Below are 22,612 nucleotides of genomic sequence, written 5' to 3'. Positions count from 1 at the left end.
ATCGAGATACAACAGGATGGTTTTTTAAAAAAAATAAAAGAGATTGCGTAATTATAGATGACTATAACCTTAATTAATGATACGCAAAACTCTTTTTTTTAGTCTTTCTATTTATTCTTTTTTTATAGTGATGATGTCTTGTTCGCAAGATGGCATTCAACGACCAAAAGAATTAACGATTTCTGAAGGTTTTAAAAACCCAATAGGTTTTTACAATCCAAAACCAACTTTTTCTTGGCAATTACCAGTTTCAAAAGAAATAAAATCGCAATCAGCTTATCAAATTGTAGTAGCATCTTCTAAAGATTTATTGCCAAATAATGCTGATTTGTGGGATTCTAAAAAACAAGAAAGTGCACAGTCTACTTTTATAAAGTATCAAGGAGAAGCCTTAAAATCGCGTCAAAAAGTATTTTGGCAAGTCCGTTATTGGAATCAAGATAAGAATGCTTCTTCATGGAGTGATGTCAATCATTTTGAACTTGGCTTATTAAAAAACTCAGATTGGAAAGCAAAATGGACAGGTTTAGATACTGCAAAAGATAGTATTAAAGGAGTTCGTAAGTTTTTAATGCACAGACCACAATATTTACGAAAAGGTTTTGAGTTACCAGATGATATAGAGAAAGCTAGATTATACATCACTTCAAAAGGTGTTTTTGATGTGCATTTAAATGGAAAAGACATTAGTGATGATATATTAACACCTGGTTGGACGCCTTACAATCATCGCATTGAAACTTTAACGTATGATGTAACAGACTTATTGACTTCTGGTAAAAACGCAATTGCTGTAGAGCTTGCTTCTGGTTGGCATTCAGGTAGAATAAGTAGAGGAAAAGCAGTTTACAAAAATTTTGCCTCGCCAAAAGTTTTATGTCAGTTAGAAATTACCTTAAAAGATGGTTCTAAAAAAACAATTATTTCTGATGAAACTTGGAAAGGAACCACAAATGGACCAATAAGATTGGCAAGTTTGTACGATGGAGAAGTATATGATTCTAATTTAGAAATGCCAAATTGGAATACAGCAACTTTTGAAGATTTATCTTGGATAAATACGGAAGTAGAAGAGATTGCTGATAATGTAAAATTAGAACCAAAACGCCATACAACAGTAAAAAACATGCTTGTTTTAGAGGATGCAGAAATAGTAACAGCTACAAATAAATCTGTTGTTTTTAATTTAAAACAAAATATGGTGGGTGTACCAAAAGTAACTGTTCCTATGAAAAAAGGAGATACCTTAACCATCCGTTTTTCAGAAATGTTATTGTCAGACAATACGTTTTATACCAAAAACTATCGTTCGGCAAAATCAACCGATTATTATATTGCAGCAAAAAATGGCGTTATAGAATATACACCAAAATTTACCTTTCACGGTTTTCAATATATCCAATTATCCGGTTTTGATGCTTCAGCAAAACCAGATTCTAGTTGGGTAAAAGGAGTCGTACAACATTCAAATTTTGATAGAAACGGAACATTTACATCTTCGCACGATAAATTAAATCAACTACAAAGTAACATAACTTGGGGTTTACGAGATAATTTGTTAGACATTCCAACAGATTGTCCACAACGTGACGAACGTTTAGGATGGACAGGAGATGCACAAGTTATTTCGCCAACGGCTATGTATAATTTTAAAATGCATGCCTTTTGGACAGCTTGGTTACAAAGTATGCGAGAAACACAATCTGAACACGACAATGGTTTGGTGCCTTTTATCATACCAGATGTACTTCAAAATAACAGAGCAAGTTCTGGTTGGGGTGATGCCTGTGTTATTATTCCTTGGGATATTTATAATAGTACAGGAGATAAAAGAGTGTTGGAAGAAAATTTTGAAATGGCTAAAAAATGGGTGGGTTATTACCAATCTAAATCAAAAAATTACATACCAACCATACATTCTTTTAGAGATTGGTTGCAACCATATCCAACAAAAGGTGGTAAAATGGGAAATAGAGGTGACACACCAGGAAGTTTTGTAAATACCGCTTATTTTGCACATTCGGCTCACTTAGTTTCTAAAATTGCAGGTGTTTTAGGTAAGGTTGATGATGAAAAAAAATATAAAAATTTATATAACGAAATCGCTTTAGCTTTTGAAAACAAGTTTTTTGATAAGAACGGAAAATATCAAAATAAAAAGCAAACGCAAACCAGTTATTTACTCGCGATATATTTTGATTTGCTAAAACCAGAAACCAAAGTAAAAGCCCAAAAACATTTGCTAGAAACTATTAAAAATGCAGATAATCATCTAGGAACTGGATTTTTAGGAACTCCAATTTTACCCAAAGTTTTAGATGATATGGGAGAAATTGATTTGATGTATACAATCTTGTTTAAAGAAACCTATCCTTCTTGGTTTTACTCTATAAATCAAGGAGCAACCACAATGTGGGAACGTTGGAATAGCTTTAGCAAAGAAAGTGGTTACAATCCACAAAGCATGAATAGCTTAAACCATTATGCTTATGGTGCAGTTGGCCAATGGATGTACGAACGTATTGCAGGATTATCTGCTTTAGAACCAGGTTACAAGAAAATTAAAATTGCTCCAATACCTAATCAACCATTAACTTCTGCTGAAGCAAGTGTAAACACACCTTATGGAAAAGCATCTTCTTCTTGGAAAATTGAAAATGATGTATTTTATTTAGAAGCAACAATTCCTCCAAATACAACTGCAGAAATTCATTTTCCAGAGATATTAAAAAGCAAAAAACCAGAGGTTAAAACAGTATGTGCAGGTACTTATCAATTTCAAATTAAATTAGAATCTAATGAATAATACATCTCAACAAAAAGCATTTTTAATCACACTTTTATGTGTTGTTTTTTTTAGTGTAACCTCTTGTGATCAAAAGGAAACTTTAGAAAAAGCAAATGATTTAACCATTTCAGAAGGATTTCAAAATCCTTTAGGTTTTTATGATGCTACACCAACATTTTCCTGGAAATTACCTGCCTTAAAAAATAATAAAAGCCAGTTTGCATATCAAATTGTGGTAGCAAGTAACCCAGAATTATTACCCAATGACGCAGATTTGTGGGATTCAAAAAAACAAAAAAGTGAGCAATCTGTTTGGGTAAAATATCAAGGAGAAAAATTACAATCACGTCAAAAAGTATTCTGGCAAGTAAAGTATTGGAATCAAGACAAAGAGGCTTCTTTTTGGAGTGAAATCCATCATTTTGAACTAGGGTTATTAAATAATTCTGATTGGAAAGCAAAGTGGATTGGTTTAGATACCAAAAAAGAAAAAGTTATAGGTACTCAAAAAAATATGCTACACAGACCACAATATTTACGTAAAGATTTTGAACTTTCTAATGATGTAGCATCAGCAAGATTATACATTACAGCAAAAGGTGTTTTTGATGTTTCCATAAATGGAGAAAATGTAAGTGATGATGTGATGCCTCCAGGATACACGCCTTATAAAAAACGTATTGAAACTATTACTTATGATGTTAGTGATTTAATAGAATCTGGACAAAATACGATTGGTGTAGAATTAGCGGCAGGATGGCATTCTGGACGTTTAGGTTGGATGAAAAAATACTGGCTAGATACTGAAACGCCTAAAATGATTTGCCAGTTAGAATTGACAATGAAAGATGGTTCAAAAGAAGTGATAATTTCTGATGATAGTTGGAAAGGAACTACAAACGGTCCCATACGTTTGGCAAGTATTTATGATGGAGAAACGTATGATGCCAATTTAGAGATGCCAAATTGGACAACCAATAATTTTAATGATAAGAATTGGGAAGCTGTAAATGCATTTTCTATTACTAATGATATTCGTTTAGAACCTAAAAGACATACCACAGTAAAAACTAAAATTCAGCTTCCTACAAAACAAATAATAGAAAAAGATGGAGCAGTTATTTTTGATTTAGAACAAAATATGGTGGGTGTTCCGTTAGTAAAAGTGCCTATGAAAAAAGGACAAACGCTTAAAATTAGATTTGCAGAAATGTTATCTCCAGACGGTTCTTTTTATACTGAAAATTATCGCTCTGCTTTGTCGACAAATTATTATACAGCTAGTGAAGATGGGATTATAGAATATGAACCAAAATTTACATTTCACGGATTTAGATATGTAGAATTAAGTGGTTTTGATACCTCAAAAGCGCCCTTAAAAGATTGGGTAACAGGTTTGGTACAATATTCAGATTTTGATAAAAATGGAACATTTACATCTTCAAATGAAAAATTAAATCAACTACAAAGCAATATTGTTTGGGGATTAAGAGGGAATTTCTTTGATATCCCAACAGATTGTCCACAGCGTGACGAACGTATGGGCTGGACAGGAGATGCACAAGTGTTTGGACCAACGTCTATCTTTAATGCAGATGTGTATAAATTTTGGGCAAGCTGGATGCAAAGTGTACGAGAATCTCAGTTTGATGATGGAGGAATTCCTTGGGTAGTGCCAGATGTTTTGTTTAACAATAAAGTAAGTGCAGGTTGGGGAGATGTGTGTACTATTATCCCTTGGAAAATATATCAAAGAACAGGAGACAAAAGAATTTTACAAGAAAATTTTGAAATGATGAAAGGTTGGGTTGCTTATCATGAAAAAAACACCAAAAAAGGAATCTCTAAAATGGGTTTTTTTGGAGATTGGTTACAACCTTATCCAGAAAATGGGAATAATAAAGGAGATACTAAACAAAGTGTAATTGGAACTGCATTTTTTGCACACTCAGCAAAACTAACTGCAAAAACCGCAAAAATTTTGGGAAAAGAAAATGAATATCAAAAATATGAGAACCTTTTTAAAGAAGTATCAAAAAAGTTTGCAAATCATTTTTTTGATGACAATGGAAAAGTAAAAAATGCTCCAGAAACCCAAACAACCTATTTGTTGGCATTGGCATTCGATATGTTACCAGAACAAAAACAAAAAGGGGCAAAAGAACAATTATTAAAAAAGATTGAAGAAGCAGATAATCATTTAAGAACAGGTTTTTTAGGTACACCTTTGTTATCTGAAGTATTAGATGAAACAGGAGAAATAGATTTGATGTATAAATTATTGTTTAACGAAACTTATCCATCTTGGTTTTATTCAATAAACCAAGGAGCTACAACTATTTGGGAACGTTGGAATAGTTATAGCAAAGCAGAAGGTTTTAATCCGCAAAATATGAACAGTTTAAATCATTATGCTTACGGAGCTATTGGAGAGTGGATGTACGAGCGTATTGCAGGTATAGCTCCCTTAGAGGCTGGTTATAAAACTATTAAAATTGCGCCAGTTCCAAGATCTCCATTAACATCGGCATCAGCAAATTTAGATACACCTTATGGGAAAGTTTCATCATCTTGGGAAATAAAAGGAGATAAGTTACAATTACAAATTGTTGTTCCTCCAAATACAAAAGCAAAAGTTACAGTGCCAGGAATATTAGAACCTTTTGAAGAATCTAATGATGTAAAAATGATAAGCGATAATAAAGTTAATTCTGAGTTAATCGTAAAACCTGGTACCTATACATTTAATTCTAAGCTATAATGAAAGTCATATTATTTAAAACTGTTTTTTTTATTACAATCATTCTCATTTTAGCGGGATGTAAAAAACAAAATAAAGGAACATCTAAAAAGAATGAAAATGATAAGCAACAAGTTTTAAAGGAAACTAGTTATAATAATCCAGTAATTCGTCATATTAGAACCGCAGACCCATCTGCCCACATTTGGAATGATGGTAAAGTATGGATGTATACTTCTCGAGATGCAGAAGATGCAGTAAATTACAACTCAATGGATGGGTATCGTGCTTTTTCATCAACAGACATGGTTAATTGGACCGATCATGGAGAAGTTTTCCATTCTAGAGATATTCCATGGGGAGTTCCTGGTTGGATGTGGGCACCAACTGCTATTTATAAGAATAACAAGTATTATTTATTGTATCCTCATTCTGTAAAAGGCAATAAAGACGATATGCGATGTGGGGTTGCAGTTAGTGATGTTCCAGAAGGGCCTTTTAAATATGTAGGTTGGATTGATGGTGTAGAAGGACAATGGTTAGATCCTTGTGTTTTTACAGATGATGATGGTAAAACGTATTTATATTGGGGAGTTAGAGAGCCTAAAGTAGCTCTCTTAAAAGACAATTTATTAGAATTGGCAGAAAAACCAAGAACTATAGATTATGGGTATAAAAACTTTTTTGAAGCTAGTTACATGCACAAACGAAACGGAATCTACTATTTCTCTTACAATGCGGGTTTAGGCGGGTTTTATGCAATGGGTAACAATCCTTATGGACCATTTGAATACAAAGGCGGGTTGAATCCAAAGCAAAGACAAGACCATCATTCTATTATAACTTATAAAGGAAAAAATTATTTCTTTTATCATTGGCAAGGATGGAATGAGGGATCTAAATTTAGAAGAAATACTGCTATTGAGTATTTGTACTATAATGAAGATGGTACAATACAAGAAATTTACGCCACAGAAGAAGGTGTTTCAAAAATTAGTCAATAATCAAATACACAATTATCCCAAAAATGAAAATTAAATTATTTTCAATTACCATTTTAGCAATGGTATGTTTGCTATCAAGTTCTAAAAAAGCAGCAAAATCAGAACAAAAAGTAGAAAAAAAACCAAACATAGTCTATATCCTTACAGATCAATGGAGAGGTTCTGCTTTAGGATATGCTGGCAACCCAGATGTAAAAACACCAAATTTAGATGCTTTTGCTAAAGAATCAGTAAATTTTACAAATACAGTTTCTGTAACTCCAGTTTGTACACCACATCGTGCAGCATTATTTACAGGGAAATTCCCAACAACTACAGGAATGTTTTTAAATGACTTGCACATGCCTGCAGAAGAAGTAACCATGGCAGAAATATTTAAAAAAGAAGGCTATAACACTGCTTATTGGGGTAAATGGCATTTAGATGGTCATGGTCGTTCAACCTACATCCCAAAAGAACGACGACAAGGTTTTGATTTTTGGAGAGCTCTAGAATGTTCTCATAATTATACAAAAATGCCTTATTATGATAATGAAGATATCACATTAAAACACTGGAAAAAGTACTCGCCATTTGCAATTACAGAAGATGCAAATCAATATTTAGAAAAGCATTCTAAAGATGAGAATCCATTTTTAGCCGTAATTTCTATTGCTACACCACATTATCCTCATGGTTCTGCCCCAAAGAAGTATAAAGATATGTATCCGCCAGAATCGTTGACATTGAATCCTAATATTTCGGATAAATTTAAAGAAAGAGCTCGTAAAGAATTACAGGGGTATTATGCACACGCAACTGCAACAGATAAAGCTATTGGGAATGTTATTAATAAAATAAAAGAATTGGGTTTATTAGAAAACACCATTATTGTTTTTTCTGCAGATCATGGAGAAATGATGGGGGCACATGGCGTAAAACCTTTTGTAAAACAATTGGCTTGGGACGAATCTGTTAGAGTTCCTTTCTTAATCAGATACCCAAAAATTAAAGGTAATAAAGGGAAAGTTGTAAATGCGCCTTTAACAACGCCAGATATTTTACCATCTTTATTGGGGTTAACAAATATTGATATTCCAAAAGATATTGAAGGAGAAAATTTAGCAGCATTAATCCAAAATCCTAATCCAAATGCAGATAGAGCAGCTTTGGTGATGAATGTTGCTCCTTTTGGAGCTAATTATAAAGATCAACCTTACAGAGGAATTAGAACGAAGCAATACACTTATGCAGTTACTCCAAAAGGGCCAAGTATGTTTTATGACAATGTTAAAGACCCTTACCAACAAAATAATTTATTAGGGAAACCAGAATTTGAAGGAATTCAAAAAGATTTAGACACCAAATTACAAAAGCAACTTCAAAAAATTGGAGATGAAGTTAGACCAAGAGCGTATTATATGGAAAAATGGGGTTATAAATTTGACGATAGCAGAAGAGCTATTAATTGGTGGGATTGGAAAGAAGGAACAGGTACAGTGCAATCACCAAAAAAACTTTAAAATATTTATTTAAGATGAAAAGAATACTAGCATTACTGTGCGTTGCTTTTTTTGCTTCAAACACTTTTTCTCAAGAAGAAAAACCCAACGTATTAATATTTTATGTTGATGATTTACGAGCAGAATTAGGTTGTTATGGTAGTGAAACAGCAATAACTCCAAATATTGATAAATTGGCAGCAGATGGTGTACAATTTAACAAAGCATATGTGCAACAAGCTATTTGTGCACCTTCTAGAATGAGTACCTTAACAGGTTTACGACCAGAAACACTAGGGATTTATAGTATTTTTACACCACTTAGAAAAGTACATAAAGAGGTAGTTTCTATGCCTCAATTGTTCAAACAAAATGGATACAAAACAGTTAGTATTGGTAAAGTATATCACCATAGTATAGATGATAAAAAAGAATGGACCAATTACTTTGCAAAAGAACCCAACAGTTACGTTAAGCCAGAAAACATTGCTTTAATCAATCGCCTTAAAAAAGAAGGAACCTATAAAAAAGGACCTGCTTTTGAGGATGCTGATGTTGAAGATGAGGCTTATAAAGATGGACGAGTGTCCAAATATGCAATTGAAACTTTGCACAAAATTAAAGACGACAAATTTTTAATGTTTGTGGGTTTAAGTAAACCACATTTACCTTTTAATGCACCCAAAAAATACTGGGATTTGCATGATAAAAGTAAATTTAAAATTCCTTCAAGAACAAAACCAGAAGGAATGTATCGTTTGGCATTAAGTAAATGGGGAGAGTTAAAAGGATATCATGGAATACCTAAAAAAGGAGATTTAGATGATGAATTAACACGAACTTTAATTCATGGTTATCATGCCTCAGTTAGTTTTATAGATGCACAAGTGGGTAAGATAATGCAAACTTTAGAAGCGTTAGATTTAAGAAAAAACACCATGGTTATTTTCATGAGTGATCATGGATACAAAATTGGCGAATATGGAGCTTGGTGTAAACATTCTAATGTAGAAATAGATGTAAGAGTTCCTTTAATTATTAGTAGAGAAACCAATTATAAGAAAAGAAAAACTGGCAAAACATCAGATGCATTGGTAGAAAATGTAGATATTTTTCCAACTTTAGTTGAATTTTGTGGATTAGAAGGACCAAAACCTGATGGAAAAAGTATTCTTCCTGTTATAAATAAACCAAATAAAAATTGGGATAAAATAGCTACCAGTGTTTATGCCAGAGGAAAGAAAATTATGGGCGTTACAGCTACTGACGGAAAATGGCGATATACAGAGTGGAGAAATTCGGTAACCAATGAAATTTTACAAGCAGAATTATATGAACATAAAAATAGTTTATTGTCTTTTGTAAACCTTTCTGGAAATAAAAAATATAAGAAAACTGAAGCAAGAATGAAAATGCTTTTAGAAAAACAGTTTCCTAGAGATACCCCTTTTTTACAAAATGATAAACCTAGAAAATAAATAATTGGTTTAAACTATCAATATAGCATATAAAAGTGTTAAAAAACTTTTGGTTACCTTATTTTAGATTTTTAATTTTTAAGTGTGCCCTAACTTTACAATATTAAAAAGGAAGTAATATGGTAGACTTAATTAAATTAGACCCTAACTCAGTTGTCCCAAAATATTTACAGATCATTGATGCAATACTGCATAATATTTCTGTGGGTAATATTAAAATTGGTGATAAAATGCCATCAATTAATAAACTTAGTAAAGATATTTATCTATCAAGAGACACTGTTGAAAGAGCTTACAGTATTTTAAAAAAGCGAAAGGTAGTAGTCTCTGTTCATGGGAAAGGAACTTATATAGTAGAAACAGAAGCAATATCTAAACCCAAAATTTTATTCTTTGTTAATAATTTGAGCCCTTACAAAATGAAAGTCTATAATTCGTTTTTAAAAACAATAGACAACAGTTCAAGGGTAGATTTGCATAGTTATCATTGTGATGAAACCTTATTTTTAGAATTGATGCAAAAATACGAGTCATCTTACGATTACTTTGTAATTATGCCACATTTTAGAACCAAAAACTTAGCTCACACTAGCACTACAGAAAAAGTAACAAAAGTCATCGATAAAATAGCGAAAGAAAATTTAATCTTATTAGACAACAGCGATCATAATATAGAAGGAAAATTTAATGAAGTATATCAAGATTATAAAAATGATATTTTTACAGCGTTACATAGTGGAGCAGAAAGCATCTCTAAGTACAATCAATTAACAATCGTCTATCCAAAGACATCTTTTTATCCTTACCCTAAAAGTATTTTAGATGGATTTAAAAAATACAGTGTTCAAAATAATTTGGAATTTAAAATTATTGAGGAGGTTACAGATCAAACAATAATAACTCCCAAAAATGTATTTATAACTTTAGAAGATGATGATTTAGTAAAAGTCGTAAATAAAATAAAAAGTAGTAAATATGAGTTAGGTAAAGATATTGGTGTAATTTCTTACAATGATAGTCCTCTAAAACAGTTACTAGGTATTTCTGTAATTACTACTAACTTCTCCTCTATGGGAGAACAAGCTGCAAATATGATATTACAAAAGAAAAAGCAAAGTGTAAAAATTCCAATTAATTTTATCAAGAGAACATCACTATAAAACTATATTTGAATTAATTTTTTAAAAAAAAGGAAGCCTAGTTTAGGTTTCCTTTTTTTTTTTTTAGAACTATGCTACCAATTAAATTGTATTTTTTACCTTAGAACAACTATTTTAGCATAAAACTGTAAATAGGTTTTTTAATGAAACAGAAACTATTTTTATTACTATTCTTATTCGCTACTAATTTTCTGTTTGCACAAATAAGCAACTTTAACTTTAGAAATATTAATATTTCAGACGGATTGTCTAACAATACTATTTCTTCAATAACCGAAGATAAATTTGGGCAAATTTGGATTGGAACTAGTAATGGATTAAACAAATACAATGGTAAAGAATTTACAGTTTACAGAAATATTCCAGGTAATAATAATAGTATTAGTAGTAGTGAAACCATAAATGTTTTATCAGATAAAGAAGGTTATATTTGGACAGGTACCTTTAACGGGTTAAATAGATATGACCCTAAAACAAATACATTTAAAAGATTTTACAAACGTCCTACTGTTAAATATTCTTTAAGCCATAGTTTAGTGAGATGTAGTTTAGAAATGCCGGGTGGAAATTTGTGGTTTGGAACAGAAAACGGCGTCTCTATCTTCGAAAAAAAGAAAAATAGATTTCTAAAGTTTTTACAACGTAATCCAAAAACAGGAATTAGATCTATAAACAACATGATTCTAGATCACAAAAAAAATGTTTGGTTAGCCACAAATAAAGGAATTGTAAATGTTGAAAGAGGTAAAAGGTTTACGATTAATGATTACAGCTTAACAACAAAAAAAAATAATTTTGTTGTTAACAACCTTCTCGAAATAACTCCTGGAGTTATCGGTGTTGCTACTAGAAATAATGGTTTTTTGTACTTTAATACAACTACAAAAGAATTTAGCAGACCAAAAGAAATCAATCTTCCTGTAAATATAGATGTAAGAGATATGGAGATTGATGATGACAACAATATTTGGCTAGCTACAACAAGTGGTCTATACATTATAAAGCCATCAAAAGAAACAATTTATATAAAAGAAGATCATGTAAATAGTAGTGGTACAATTCAAAATTTTATTAGAACTATTTTTAAAGATAAAAATGGAATGATGTGGTTAGGTACAGAAAATGGAGGTGTGCTTACTTGGGATAAATCATATCAAAATTTTTTGCAACACAAAAATTACAAATTATCTAATAATATCACCAACAGTATAGTAGCAGGCAAAGATGCTATTATTTATGTGGCTACTGAAGGAGGAGTTGTAAATACGCTTAACAAAAAAGGTGAAATTTCTAAATTATTTAATGTTAAAAGTTTAGAAGAAAATATCAATCATCCAATTCGTTCTTTATACTTTCAAAAACCTAATTTATTGTTCGTTGGAACCTTAAATAAAGGACTAATTGTTTACGATATAAACACAAAGAAAATACGCGATGATGTTATTTCTAAAGAGCTTAAAAACTATATCGCTACAACTGCCATTTACGATATAAAAATGGATACTAAAGAAAATTTATATCTAGCTACTTTTGGGAAGGGGTTAATTAGGTATAATTTAAGTAATAAAAGGTTACGAATTTTTAGTAAAAGTCACATAACAATTACGTATTTAAAGACAATCTATATTGATAAAAATGATAATTTGTGGGTTGCTGGTATTGGAGGCGCAACAGCAATAAAATTTAATGATAAAGGAAGGCTTTCAAGAAAAAATTTCTTTAGAAACAAACCTTTTAAAACCTTTAATATAAACTACATATATAAAGATAATAATCATAATATTTGGGCTGGTACTAACACAAGAGGGTTATATAAATTAGCAGGAAACTCTTTTAAAAAAGTAAGATTTTCAAAAAAAAACACGTTTTCTATGGTCAATTCAATCATAGAAGAGGATAATGGGATTTTATGGTTAAGTACAGACAAAGGAATTGTCAAATACAATTCAAAATCAGATAAAAGTTTTATATACAATCAAAATAATATTATAGGAAACAACGATTTTAGACAAAACTCAGCATTAAAAGTTGACAACCAAATTTATTTTGGGCATTTGTATGGGGTTACTAGTTTTAATTCTAAAAAGCTTATCAAAGTAAATAAAGTACCAAAAGTAGTATTATCAGAATTAAAAATTAAAAATGAAATTGTTACCATAAGAGAAAAAGATAGCATCTTAGCCAATGGTTTAAATTATACAGATGTTTTAAAATTAGCTCATGATAATTCTAACTTTTCAATCAGTTACGCACTTCCAAATTTTATAAACCCCACAGAAAACAGATATGCATATCGTTTAAAAGGGTTAGATGACTCTTGGACGTTTACCAAACAAACCGAAGCTTTTTTTACGCTTCAAAGTGCGGGTACTTATGAGTTTCAAGTTAAAGCAGCAAATCATGATAATGTATGGAATAATAAACCAACCAAAATTAAGATTATAATTAGTCCTGCACCATGGAAAACTTGGTGGGCTTATACCATATATTTCCTATTGCTTTTTGCTATTATTTATGGATTTAGTTGGTTTGTACAATCCAAATCTAGATTAAAAAATAAGTTAGAATTAGAATATATAGCCAACAAAAAAAACGAAGAATTAAACCAAGTAAAGCTTCAGTTTTTTACAAATATATCTCACGAATTTAGAACTCCATTAACCCTAATTATTGGTCCTCTTCAAAATATTTTAAACAACTATAAAGGCTCAAGTGAAATACATAAAAAATTAAAAATTATAGAAAGCAGTACCAATCACCTTTTACGGTTAATCAATAGGTTAATGGATTTTCGAAAGCTAGAGAGCAATCAATTTGAATTAGAAGCTGCTGAAGGAAATATTGTTAATTTTTTACAGGAGATTTTTTTATCGTTTACAGAACATGCCAAAGATGGTAATTACAACTACCAATTTATACCCTTAGAAGATGAAATCCTTGTGTATTATGATCGCTATAAATTAGAGCGTGTTTTCTACAACTTAATATCAAATGCGTTCAGATATACTGAAAAAGGAGGAACGATTTTGGTAAAAATAAAAAAAGAAAATGAACAAGTAATTATTGAGGTCGAAGATTCTGGAGTAGGTATTGCTGATGAGTTTATTGATAAAATATTTGATCGTTTTTTTGAAGTAGCTGTGCATAAACAAACTGATGAAAATCATCTAAAAGGTACTGGTATTGGATTATCGATAGCAAAAAATATTGTAAAACTTCATCATGGAGATATTTCTGTTATCAATCTAAAACCTCATGGAGCTAAATTTTCTGTAACACTTAAACTTGGCAAACAACATTTATCAGAAAAAGAAATTATAAAAGATTTTAAGAAAAGTGATGATGTTTCACAATATGTAACGCAAATAGATTTACCTAAATACGAAAATAAAGAAATAGAAAAATTAATTTTAGAAGAAAAAAAACACACTATTCTTGTTGTTGAAGATAACATAGTATTAAGGTCTTTTATAAAAGAAATTTTAAAAGAAAAATATAATGTTTTACAGGCTGAAAACGGTAAAATTGCTTTAGAGAAAGCTGTAAAATATCTTCCAGATTTAATTGTAAGTGATGTCTTAATGCCAGAAATGGTTGGTACTGAATTATGTTCTAAAATTAAAACAACAATAGCAACCAGTCATATTCCTGTAATTTTATTAACTTCTAGAACATCTTTAATTTATAAGTTTGAAGGATTAGAAAGTGGCGCCGATGATTATATAACAAAACCGTTTAACTTGAAAGAATTTAGTTTAAAAATCAAGAATATTTTAGATTCTAAACAAAATTTAAAAAATAAATTTACATCTAACAGCAGTTTTGAATCTTTAGATGTTTCCTTAACTTCATTAGATCAAAAGTTATTAGAAAAAGCATTTCAAATTGTTAAAGAAAATATTTCTAATCAAGATTTTAATATCTCTCAGTTTTCTGAGGATTTAGGTGTAAGTCGTTCTATGCTTTTCACTAAAATAAAAGCTTGGGCAAATGCAACTCCAAACGAATTTATTCAAGAAATACGTTTAAATCACGCGGCTAAACTATTGGAAATTAACAAACTAAATATTTCAGAGGTAAGTTATCAAGTAGGTTTTAAAAGGCCAAAATATTTTAGTCAATGTTTTAAGAAGAAATACGGATTGACACCATCAGAATTTACCGATAAATTTAATAGTAACAATATTTAAACAAAGTTTTTCTCACCCATAACACTACAGGATTATTTATTAGTTTTTTAAAGTTAAGTTTGATAATTATTTACATTACAAACTTAATAGAAAATGAAAAATATTTTTTTTACGATACTTTTTTTATTTGCATTTTTTGTAACAAATGCCCAACGTATTGAAACCAATTTCAATAATAATTGGAATTTTATATTAGAAGATAACTCATCATTTTCAAAAGAAAATATCGATGATTCCTCTTGGAAAAACTTAAACGTTCCTCACGATTGGTCTTTTGAAAAAGGTGTAAGAAAAGGTGGTGATCAAGGTCAAGGTGGTGGTTATCATGATGGAGGCATTGGTTGGTACAGAAAATATTTTAATGTAAAAAAAGAAAGTCTTTCTAAAATTACCTACATCAATTTTGATGGAGTTTATATGAATTCCGAAGTTTGGATAAATGGCAATCACTTAGGCAAAAGGCCTTATGGATACATCAGTTTTAGATACGATATTTCAAAATATCTAAAAGAAGGAAAAAACACTATTGCTGTTAGAGTAGATAATAGTTTAGAACCTTCTGCACGTTGGTATCATCCATGTGGAATTTACGCTCCTGTAAAATTAATTGAAGTGAACCCAATTCACTTTAAACCCAATTCAATTTTTATAAAAACGCCTTCCATTTCAGATAAAAAAGCAATAGTTACAATCGACGCTGAAATAACTAATATCAAAAAAAGATTAAAATATGATGTAAAATTATTCTCGCCTTCTGGAAAGCAAATCAATAAAAATTGTGATAAGTTAAAAACAACAACTCCTTTTGTGGAACTGGAAGTTAAAAACCCAAAACTTTGGAGTCCTGAAACACCAAATGTTTATAAAGCAGTCACTCAAATTTTAGATGGTAAAAAGGTTATTGATGAAATTGAAACTACTTTCGGATTCAAAACTGTAAAATGGGAAACCAAAACCGGTTTTTGGCTAAATGGCGAAAACGTAAAACTAAAAGGTGTTTGCGAACATTGGGAGGGTGGCCCAGTTGGAGGAGCTTGGACAAAACCCATGTTACGTTGGAAATTACAGAGTTTAAAGGATATGGGTATTAATGCCATTCGTCCTTCTCACAATCCAACACCACCCATGTTTTATGATATCTGTGATGAAATTGGTTTGTTAGTAATGGATGAAATTTTTGATGGTTGGCATAAAAAAGCACCACAAGATTATGGGAAACAAGCTTTTGATGAATGGTGGCAAAGAGATGTTACAGAATGGATTACCAGAGACAGAAATCATCCAAGTATTTTCGTTTGGAGTTTAGGTAACGAAACGCATAGTCCAATTGGACCTGAATTGGTAAAGTTTGGGAAAAAATTAGATCCAACACGTTTGTTTACATCAGGTGCAGGTAACCCAGAAGATATGGATATTACTGGGGTAAATGGTGGTTCTGAAACCAAATCGTTCATAGAAGGTAGAACCTTTGAAAAACCATTTATTTCTACAGAAGCGCCACATACATGGCAAACAAGAGGCTATTACAGAACACAAACTTGGTGGAGAGATAATGAATTACCAGGAACGTATGAATTGCCAAATTTAACGGAAAAAGAAATCTTTTTTTATGAAGGAATCAACCCTAAAAATTGGAGAAACAGAAAACAAAGTTTCAATTCATCTTATGACAATGCAACTGTAAGAGTTTCTGCAAGAAAATATTGGGAAGTTGTTCGCGATCATCCATGGCATAGTGGAAACTTTAGATGGACAGGTTTTGATTATTATGGAGAGGCTGGTTTGGTGCATGGAGGTTTGCCTTTTAATTTATTTATGGGTGGTGCTTTAGATGTTGCAGGATTCAAAAAAGATTTATTTTATTTCTACCAAAGTCAATGGACCACAGAGCCAATGATTCATATGCTACCTCATTGGACACATCCAAGAATGAAAAAAGGTACTGTAATTCCAGTTTGGGTATATTCGAATGCAGATGAAGTAGAATTGTTTTTAAACGGAAAATCTTTAGGAAAAGACAAACCAGGAACTGTTTGGAACGAAATGCAATGCGAATGGATGGTGCCTTACCAAGAAGGAAAATTAGAAGCTGTAGCGTATATTGATGGTAAAGAAGTAAAAAGAACATCGTTTAGCACAAGCAAGCAACCCTCAAAATTAAAAACAAGTCTTCAAAAACTACCAGCTGAAGGTAGTTTTGAAGCAAGTTATATTATCACTTCAGAAAGTTTAGATGCAAACGATAATTTATATCCTTATGGAGAAAATAAAGTTTACTACAATATTCTAGGTGATGTAAACAAGATGTCTATGGAAAATGGAAATCCTATTGATCCTACAAGTAGAACAAAGTCAGATTTTAGAGCCTTGTTTTTTGGGAAGTCAAGACTGTTTTTAAGAGAACAACCCAATGCCAAAAAAGCATCTATAATTACTGGGGCAATTTTGGGAGATAAAGCTTTATACACTTCAAACAAAATTTCTATTGAAGCTAAACAATTTAATGTAATTGGAAAATCGTCATTCTCAAATTTAGAAATTTTATACACCATAAATGGAGATAATCCTGAAACGAATGGAAAAGTTTATAAGGGAGCTTTCGAAATTAAAGGCAACACCACTGTAAAAGCAATTGTAAAACAAAATGGCAAAATTGTGTTAACAATGGAGGAAACTTTTGGTAAAAACGAAGGGTTGTTTTGGGGTGATGAACATTCTAAAGATATGTGGATTGGTAGAGGTGTAAATATTTCTGCCGAAGACGGAATTTTAAAAGGAAGTGCCACAGCAAGTAGAGCTGCAAGACGTTTTAAAGGAAGTGGTTTTGTAGATTTTAATGGCAAAGAAGGTTCTGTAGAATTTTACCAAGAAAACGATGGAGAAGAAGGCGATTACAGTATCCGTTTTAGATATATGCACAATAACAAAGGAGAATTACATCCTATGAAGTTGTATGTAAATGATGAATATATTAGAACGCTAGAATTTAAAGCAACTGGAGGTTGGGAAAAATCTTGGAGATTTGTACCAACTATTATCAGGCTTAAAGCAGGAGCCAATAGTATTCGATTACAAACAACAGGAAAAAGTGGTCCTTTTTTAGATGAGTTGTTTATTGATTAAGAATGATTGTAAAATGTCAGTTCGAGTAATCCCGATTTTTTTTCGGCATTGTATCGAGAACTATTTTAAATAAAAGTTTTATGAAAAATCCATTAGTAATTTATAATAAGTTAGTTTTTATACTTCTAATAAGTTTATCTAGTTGTTCTGATGCTCAAAAAGTAGATAATAGCATAAAAGTAATAGAATATGAGGCTTTAGAAACTCAAAAATCACTTCTTAAAAAAGGTGATAAAAAAGCAGTTGAAGATTATAATAAACTAATAACAAAAGTAGATAAATTACTTAACGTCGATGGTTTTTCCGTAACAAAAAAAACTGGTGTACCTCCAAGTAAAAGCAAACACGATTATATGAGTATTGGTCCTTATTGGTGGCCAAATCCAAATACAGAAAATGGCTTGCCATATATTAGAAAAGATGGAGAAATAAACCCTGAAACTCGAAATAATTTTACAGATTTTGTCGAAAAAAAGAACTTTATTTCAGCTATAAAAACGTTAAAAGACGCCTTCTATTATAGTGATGATGTAAAATACGCCCGCAAAAATTTAGCGTTCATCAATACTTGGTTTTTAGATGAAACTACTAAAATGAACCCTAATGTGAATTTTGGGCAGTACGTTCCTGGTCAATCAGAAGGAAGGTGTTTTGGTATTATTGAATTTGATGGTCTTATAGAGGTTGTAGAGTTTCTTGAATTAGCTAAAGATAAAGGAGTACTTGATAAAAAAACAGAAGAAGGTATGATTAACTGGTTTACAGATTATAGCAATTGGCTAAAAAACAGTAAATTAGGAATAGAAGAATCCACCAGAAAAAACAACCACGCTACACATTACGATGTGCAATTATTAAGCATTTTAGTGTATTTAAATAAAATAGAAGAAGTCAAAAACTATCTTTCTACTACAACAAAAGCTAGAATTTTTAGTCAAATAGAACCTGATGGGAGTCAGCCTTTAGAGCTGGCGAGAACAAAATCATTTTCTTACTCGGTAATGAATTTACACGGATTTTTAGATTTGGCACAAATAGGACAAGAAGTAGGTGTAGATCTTTGGGGAATGGAATCTGAAGATGGCAGAAGCATAAAAAAAGGCTATGAATTTATGTTGCCTTATGTAACCAATCAAGAGGAGTGGTCATACAAACAGATTAAAGACAAAAAATCTTCTGAAGAAAAATTAATTGCAGATTTAAAAAAGGCTCGAAAACTATTTAAAGAGGATGCTTTTGATGATGCACTAGAAAAATTAAATAAAAATTAATGAAAAATTTAGGTTACATCTTGTTAATAATGTTTTGCTTTTGTTTCAGTAATTGCAATGAAAAGAAAAAGGAACCCCAAAATTTAACCTTAGAAGAAGGTTTTAAAAATCCTCCTCAGGCATCAAAACCCAGAACTTGGTATCATATCAATAGCGGAAATGCATCAAAAGCAGGCTTTACCAAAGATTTAAAAGCCATAAAAGAAGCAGGAATTGGTGGTGTTTTAGTATTTAACGTGTCTATGGGTTTGCCAGAAGGCGATGTAGCATACAACTCGCAAGAACATCGAGATATTTTAGCGCATGCCGCTAAAGAATGTGAAAAATTAGGCTTGAGTTTTGGAGTGCATAATTGTGATGGTTGGACGTCTAGTGGCGGTCCTTGGGTTACCCCAGAAAACGCAATGAAAGTTTTGGTGAATAGCCAAGTAATTACAAAAGGAGGGAAAGCAATTAACATACAATTACCTCAGCCACCTGCGAGACATAACTATTACAAAGACATTGCTGTTGTGGCATATCCATCTTTAGAAACCGAATTGATTGACAATAATGTAAATCCTATAATCACATCTTCAGATAAAAGTTTTAACGTAGCCTTAGCAACCGACAAACAAACTAATACACATGCAGATTTAAAAGCAAAAGCTTGGGTGCAATATGATTATGGGAAAGCACACACCATTCAATCAATGAATGTTTTTATCAATAAACGTAAAGGGCGATTGACTTTATTAAAATCGGACGATGGTGTGAATTTTACAGTAGCTCACAAACCTAGAGAAGAACGTATTGGTAAAGACGAGTGTTATTTCTATGAGAGCTTTAAACCAGTTACAGCACGTTATTTTAGAATAGAAACCGAAATGGATGCTGGGTTTTATGAGATGCAACTTTCTGCAAGTCCTGTTTTAGGAAATATTATGGAGTACACGTCTTACAGAAAAAATAGAAGACCAATTAGAAATTCTGCTTCAGAAGCTTTCATTAAAAAAGAAGACATTCTTGTTTTAACAGATAAAATGGATGGCAATGGTGTTTTAAAAACAACATTACCAGAAGGAAATTGGACGATTATGCGTTTTGGATTTACAGCTTCAGGAGCTACAAACGAACCGTCTTCAGATGAAGGAAAAGGATTGGAAGTAGATAAGTTTAGCAAAAAAGCATTAAAAGTCCATTACGATGCTTTTGTTGGGAAACTAGTAGAACAAGCAAAAGTTGATGGACCAAACGCCTTGCAATATGTAGAAATTGATAGTTATGAAGTGGGACCACAAAACTGGACTAACGATATGGAAAAGCTATTCGAAGATCGTTTTGGTTACGATTTTACACCGTTTTTATTGATGTATGCAGGTAAAAGCATAGAAAATAATGAAACTGTTGAATCCGTTTTTTGGGATATGAAACAATTGGTAAGTGATTTAATGGTTACCAATTATTTTGATTATTTTACAGAATTATGTCATCAAGATGGTTTGATATCCTACATCGAACCTTATGGTTTTGTAGGCCCTTTTAATAGTTTAGATGCTGGTAGAAATGCAGATATTCCAATGGGTGAATTTTGGTTAGGTAAACCAAATAAGCATAAGAGAGCAGCTGTATCTGCTGGTCATATTTATGGTAAAAATGTAATTTCTGCAGAAGCCTTTACAAGTACTAAATTGAACTGGGGATTTCATCCTGCTTTAGCCAAACAAAAAGGCGATTATGAGTGGACTAATGGAATTAATGAATATATGTTTCATCGTTTTGCACACCAGCCAAATACACATGTAAAACCAGGAATGAGTATGAGTTTTGTAGGATCTCATATCGATAGAACACAAACGTGGTGGGATAATGCAGGTCCAGAATGGTTCAATTATTTGGCAAGAGGTTCGTATATGTTGCGCCAAGGAAATCCTGTGTTAGATGTATTGGTTTTTGTGGGTGATAGAGCACCAAGTCATGTTGTTCATGCAAACCAAATGCGACCTAAACTTCCAGCTGCTTATAAATACGATTGTGTAAATTCTGATGTAATTGTAAATCGACTAACAGTAGAAAACGGAAAATTAAAATTACCTAACGGCATTACCTATAATGCCTTGTCTTTGCAGAGAAATGATATCATCAATTTAGAAACTTTAAGAGGGATTCATAAATTATCGCAACAAGGCGCTTTAATTGTTGGTAAAAAACCTAAAAAATTAGGAGGTTACAATATAACTAAAGAAATGCAAGTCGAATTTGAATCTCTAGTAAAAGAAATTTGGTCAAATAAAAAAACATACAGCTCTGGTGAATGGGAACAAATATTGAAAGAAAATGAAATTCAGAAAGATCTAATTGTTGAAGGACAACCAGATTTTAATTTTTACCACAGACGAACCCAAAACGAAGATATTTACTTTGTGTACAATCATAATTTAACAGAAAAGGAAGTACTAAACTGTAGCTTTTTAGTAGAAGGTAAAGTACCAGAATTATGGAATGCAAAAACAGGAAAGATTACCAAATTAGTAGAATACTCAACTAAAAGCGGACGAACAAATATTGCTATTCCAATGCATCCTCAAGAATCGGTTTTTGTGGTTTTTAAACCAGCAAAAGCAAGTCAACCTAAAGTTACGTTTACGTCAGTTGATAAAAAATCAAAACCTACATTCAGTTTAGATGATGAAAATAATTTACAGGCCGAAGTTTATGCAAATGGAAACTACACTGCAAAAGTAAATGATGCAGAAGACTGGATTATGAATGTAAGTGATATTCCAAGTCAAGTTGAAATAAAAGGCAATTGGGAAATCAATTTTAGAGCAGAAGATTTTTACGAAGCAACCCTAAAAACAGATGAATTGTTCGATTGGACAACAAGTAAAGTAGAAGAAATAAAACACTATTCAGGAACCGCAATTTATATAAAAACATTCAACATAAAAAAAGAAATGTTGCAATCAGATAGACAATTTCAGCTCAATTTAGGAGAAGTTAGTGTGATAGCAAAAGTATTGGTAAACGGAAAAGATGTTGGAATAAGTTGGATAGCGCCTCACGCTTTAAATGTAACAAATGCTTTAAAAGTGGGAGAAAATACTTTAGAAATTCAAGTAACCAACCAATGGACAAACCGTTTAATTGGTGATGAAAAATTACCCAACCAAACTGAGTATGATGTAAGAAGAAGTAAAAAAGGTTTTGGGTCTGAAGATTACAGAGGTAAATACAAAAAAATGCCAGATTGGTACAGAAATAATCAACCGCTACCAGAAGGACCTCGTAAAACATTTAGTGCCTATTCATTTCAAAAAGCAACGGATGATTTATTACCTTCAGGATTATTAGGTCCTGTAACCATTTCTACATCCAAAATTATAAAAAGAAAATAA

At 31.5% G+C, this 22,612-nt stretch carries 10 protein-coding genes; all 10 read left to right on the top strand.

The features are described from left to right. The first annotated feature begins 76 nt into the window (after positions 1-76). The 10 genes from FP421_RS14145 to FP421_RS14100 all read left to right on the top strand — a co-directional run bounded on the left by FP421_RS14145 (position 77) and on the right by FP421_RS14100 (position 22,612). The gene (locus tag FP421_RS14145) at positions 77-2,806 is read left to right on the top strand and encodes a family 78 glycoside hydrolase catalytic domain (protein WP_159951692.1); all 2,730 of its coding nucleotides are present in this window, start codon (positions 77-79) and stop codon (positions 2,804-2,806) included. After that, on the top strand, positions 2,799-5,549 hold the full coding sequence (locus FP421_RS14140) for a family 78 glycoside hydrolase catalytic domain (protein WP_159951691.1): 2,751 nt from the start codon (positions 2,799-2,801) through the stop codon (positions 5,547-5,549). Before FP421_RS14145 ends, FP421_RS14140 begins: the two co-directional genes overlap by 8 nt. Further along, the gene (locus FP421_RS14135; RefSeq protein WP_159951690.1) at positions 5,549-6,532 is read left to right on the top strand and encodes a family 43 glycosylhydrolase; all 984 of its coding nucleotides are present in this window, start codon (positions 5,549-5,551) and stop codon (positions 6,530-6,532) included. Before FP421_RS14140 ends, FP421_RS14135 begins: the two co-directional genes overlap by 1 nt. Positions 6,533-6,555: 23 nt before the next feature. Then, the gene (locus tag FP421_RS14130; protein WP_159951689.1) at positions 6,556-8,034 is read left to right on the top strand and encodes a sulfatase family protein; all 1,479 of its coding nucleotides are present in this window, start codon (positions 6,556-6,558) and stop codon (positions 8,032-8,034) included. 14 nt (positions 8,035-8,048) lie between these two features. After that, on the top strand, positions 8,049-9,491 hold the full coding sequence (locus FP421_RS14125; protein ID WP_159951688.1) for a sulfatase: 1,443 nt from the start codon (positions 8,049-8,051) through the stop codon (positions 9,489-9,491). A 119-nt stretch (positions 9,492-9,610) separates the two neighbouring features. Then, entirely contained in the window at positions 9,611-10,651 is a 1,041-nt protein-coding gene (locus FP421_RS14120) for a GntR family transcriptional regulator (RefSeq protein WP_159951687.1), read from the top strand. Between the two features lie 143 nt (positions 10,652-10,794). After that, positions 10,795-14,841 carry a hybrid sensor histidine kinase/response regulator transcription factor gene (locus tag FP421_RS14115; RefSeq protein ID WP_159951686.1) on the top strand — a complete coding sequence of 1,349 codons (4,047 nt, stop codon included), beginning with the start codon at positions 10,795-10,797 and terminating at the stop codon, positions 14,839-14,841. A 93-nt stretch (positions 14,842-14,934) separates the two neighbouring features. Beyond that, entirely contained in the window at positions 14,935-17,964 is a 3,030-nt protein-coding gene (locus tag FP421_RS14110; protein ID WP_159951685.1) for a sugar-binding domain-containing protein, read from the top strand. A gap of 80 nt (positions 17,965-18,044) precedes the next feature. Beyond that, positions 18,045-19,235 (top strand): alginate lyase family protein, encoded by a 1,191-nt coding sequence (locus FP421_RS14105; RefSeq protein ID WP_159951684.1) that lies wholly within the window; start codon positions 18,045-18,047, stop codon positions 19,233-19,235. Beyond that, positions 19,235-22,612, top strand: coding sequence for a glycosyl hydrolase (locus tag FP421_RS14100; RefSeq protein WP_159951683.1), 3,378 nt, complete (start codon positions 19,235-19,237; stop codon positions 22,610-22,612). Before FP421_RS14105 ends, FP421_RS14100 begins: the two co-directional genes overlap by 1 nt.

The organism is Polaribacter septentrionalilitoris (assembly GCF_009832745.1).
In the GTDB taxonomy this organism is placed as follows: Bacteria; Bacteroidota; Bacteroidia; order Flavobacteriales; family Flavobacteriaceae; genus Polaribacter; species Polaribacter septentrionalilitoris.
Note: the sequence above shows the minus strand (reverse complement) of the source record. Positions and strands in the feature narration are given on the sequence as shown.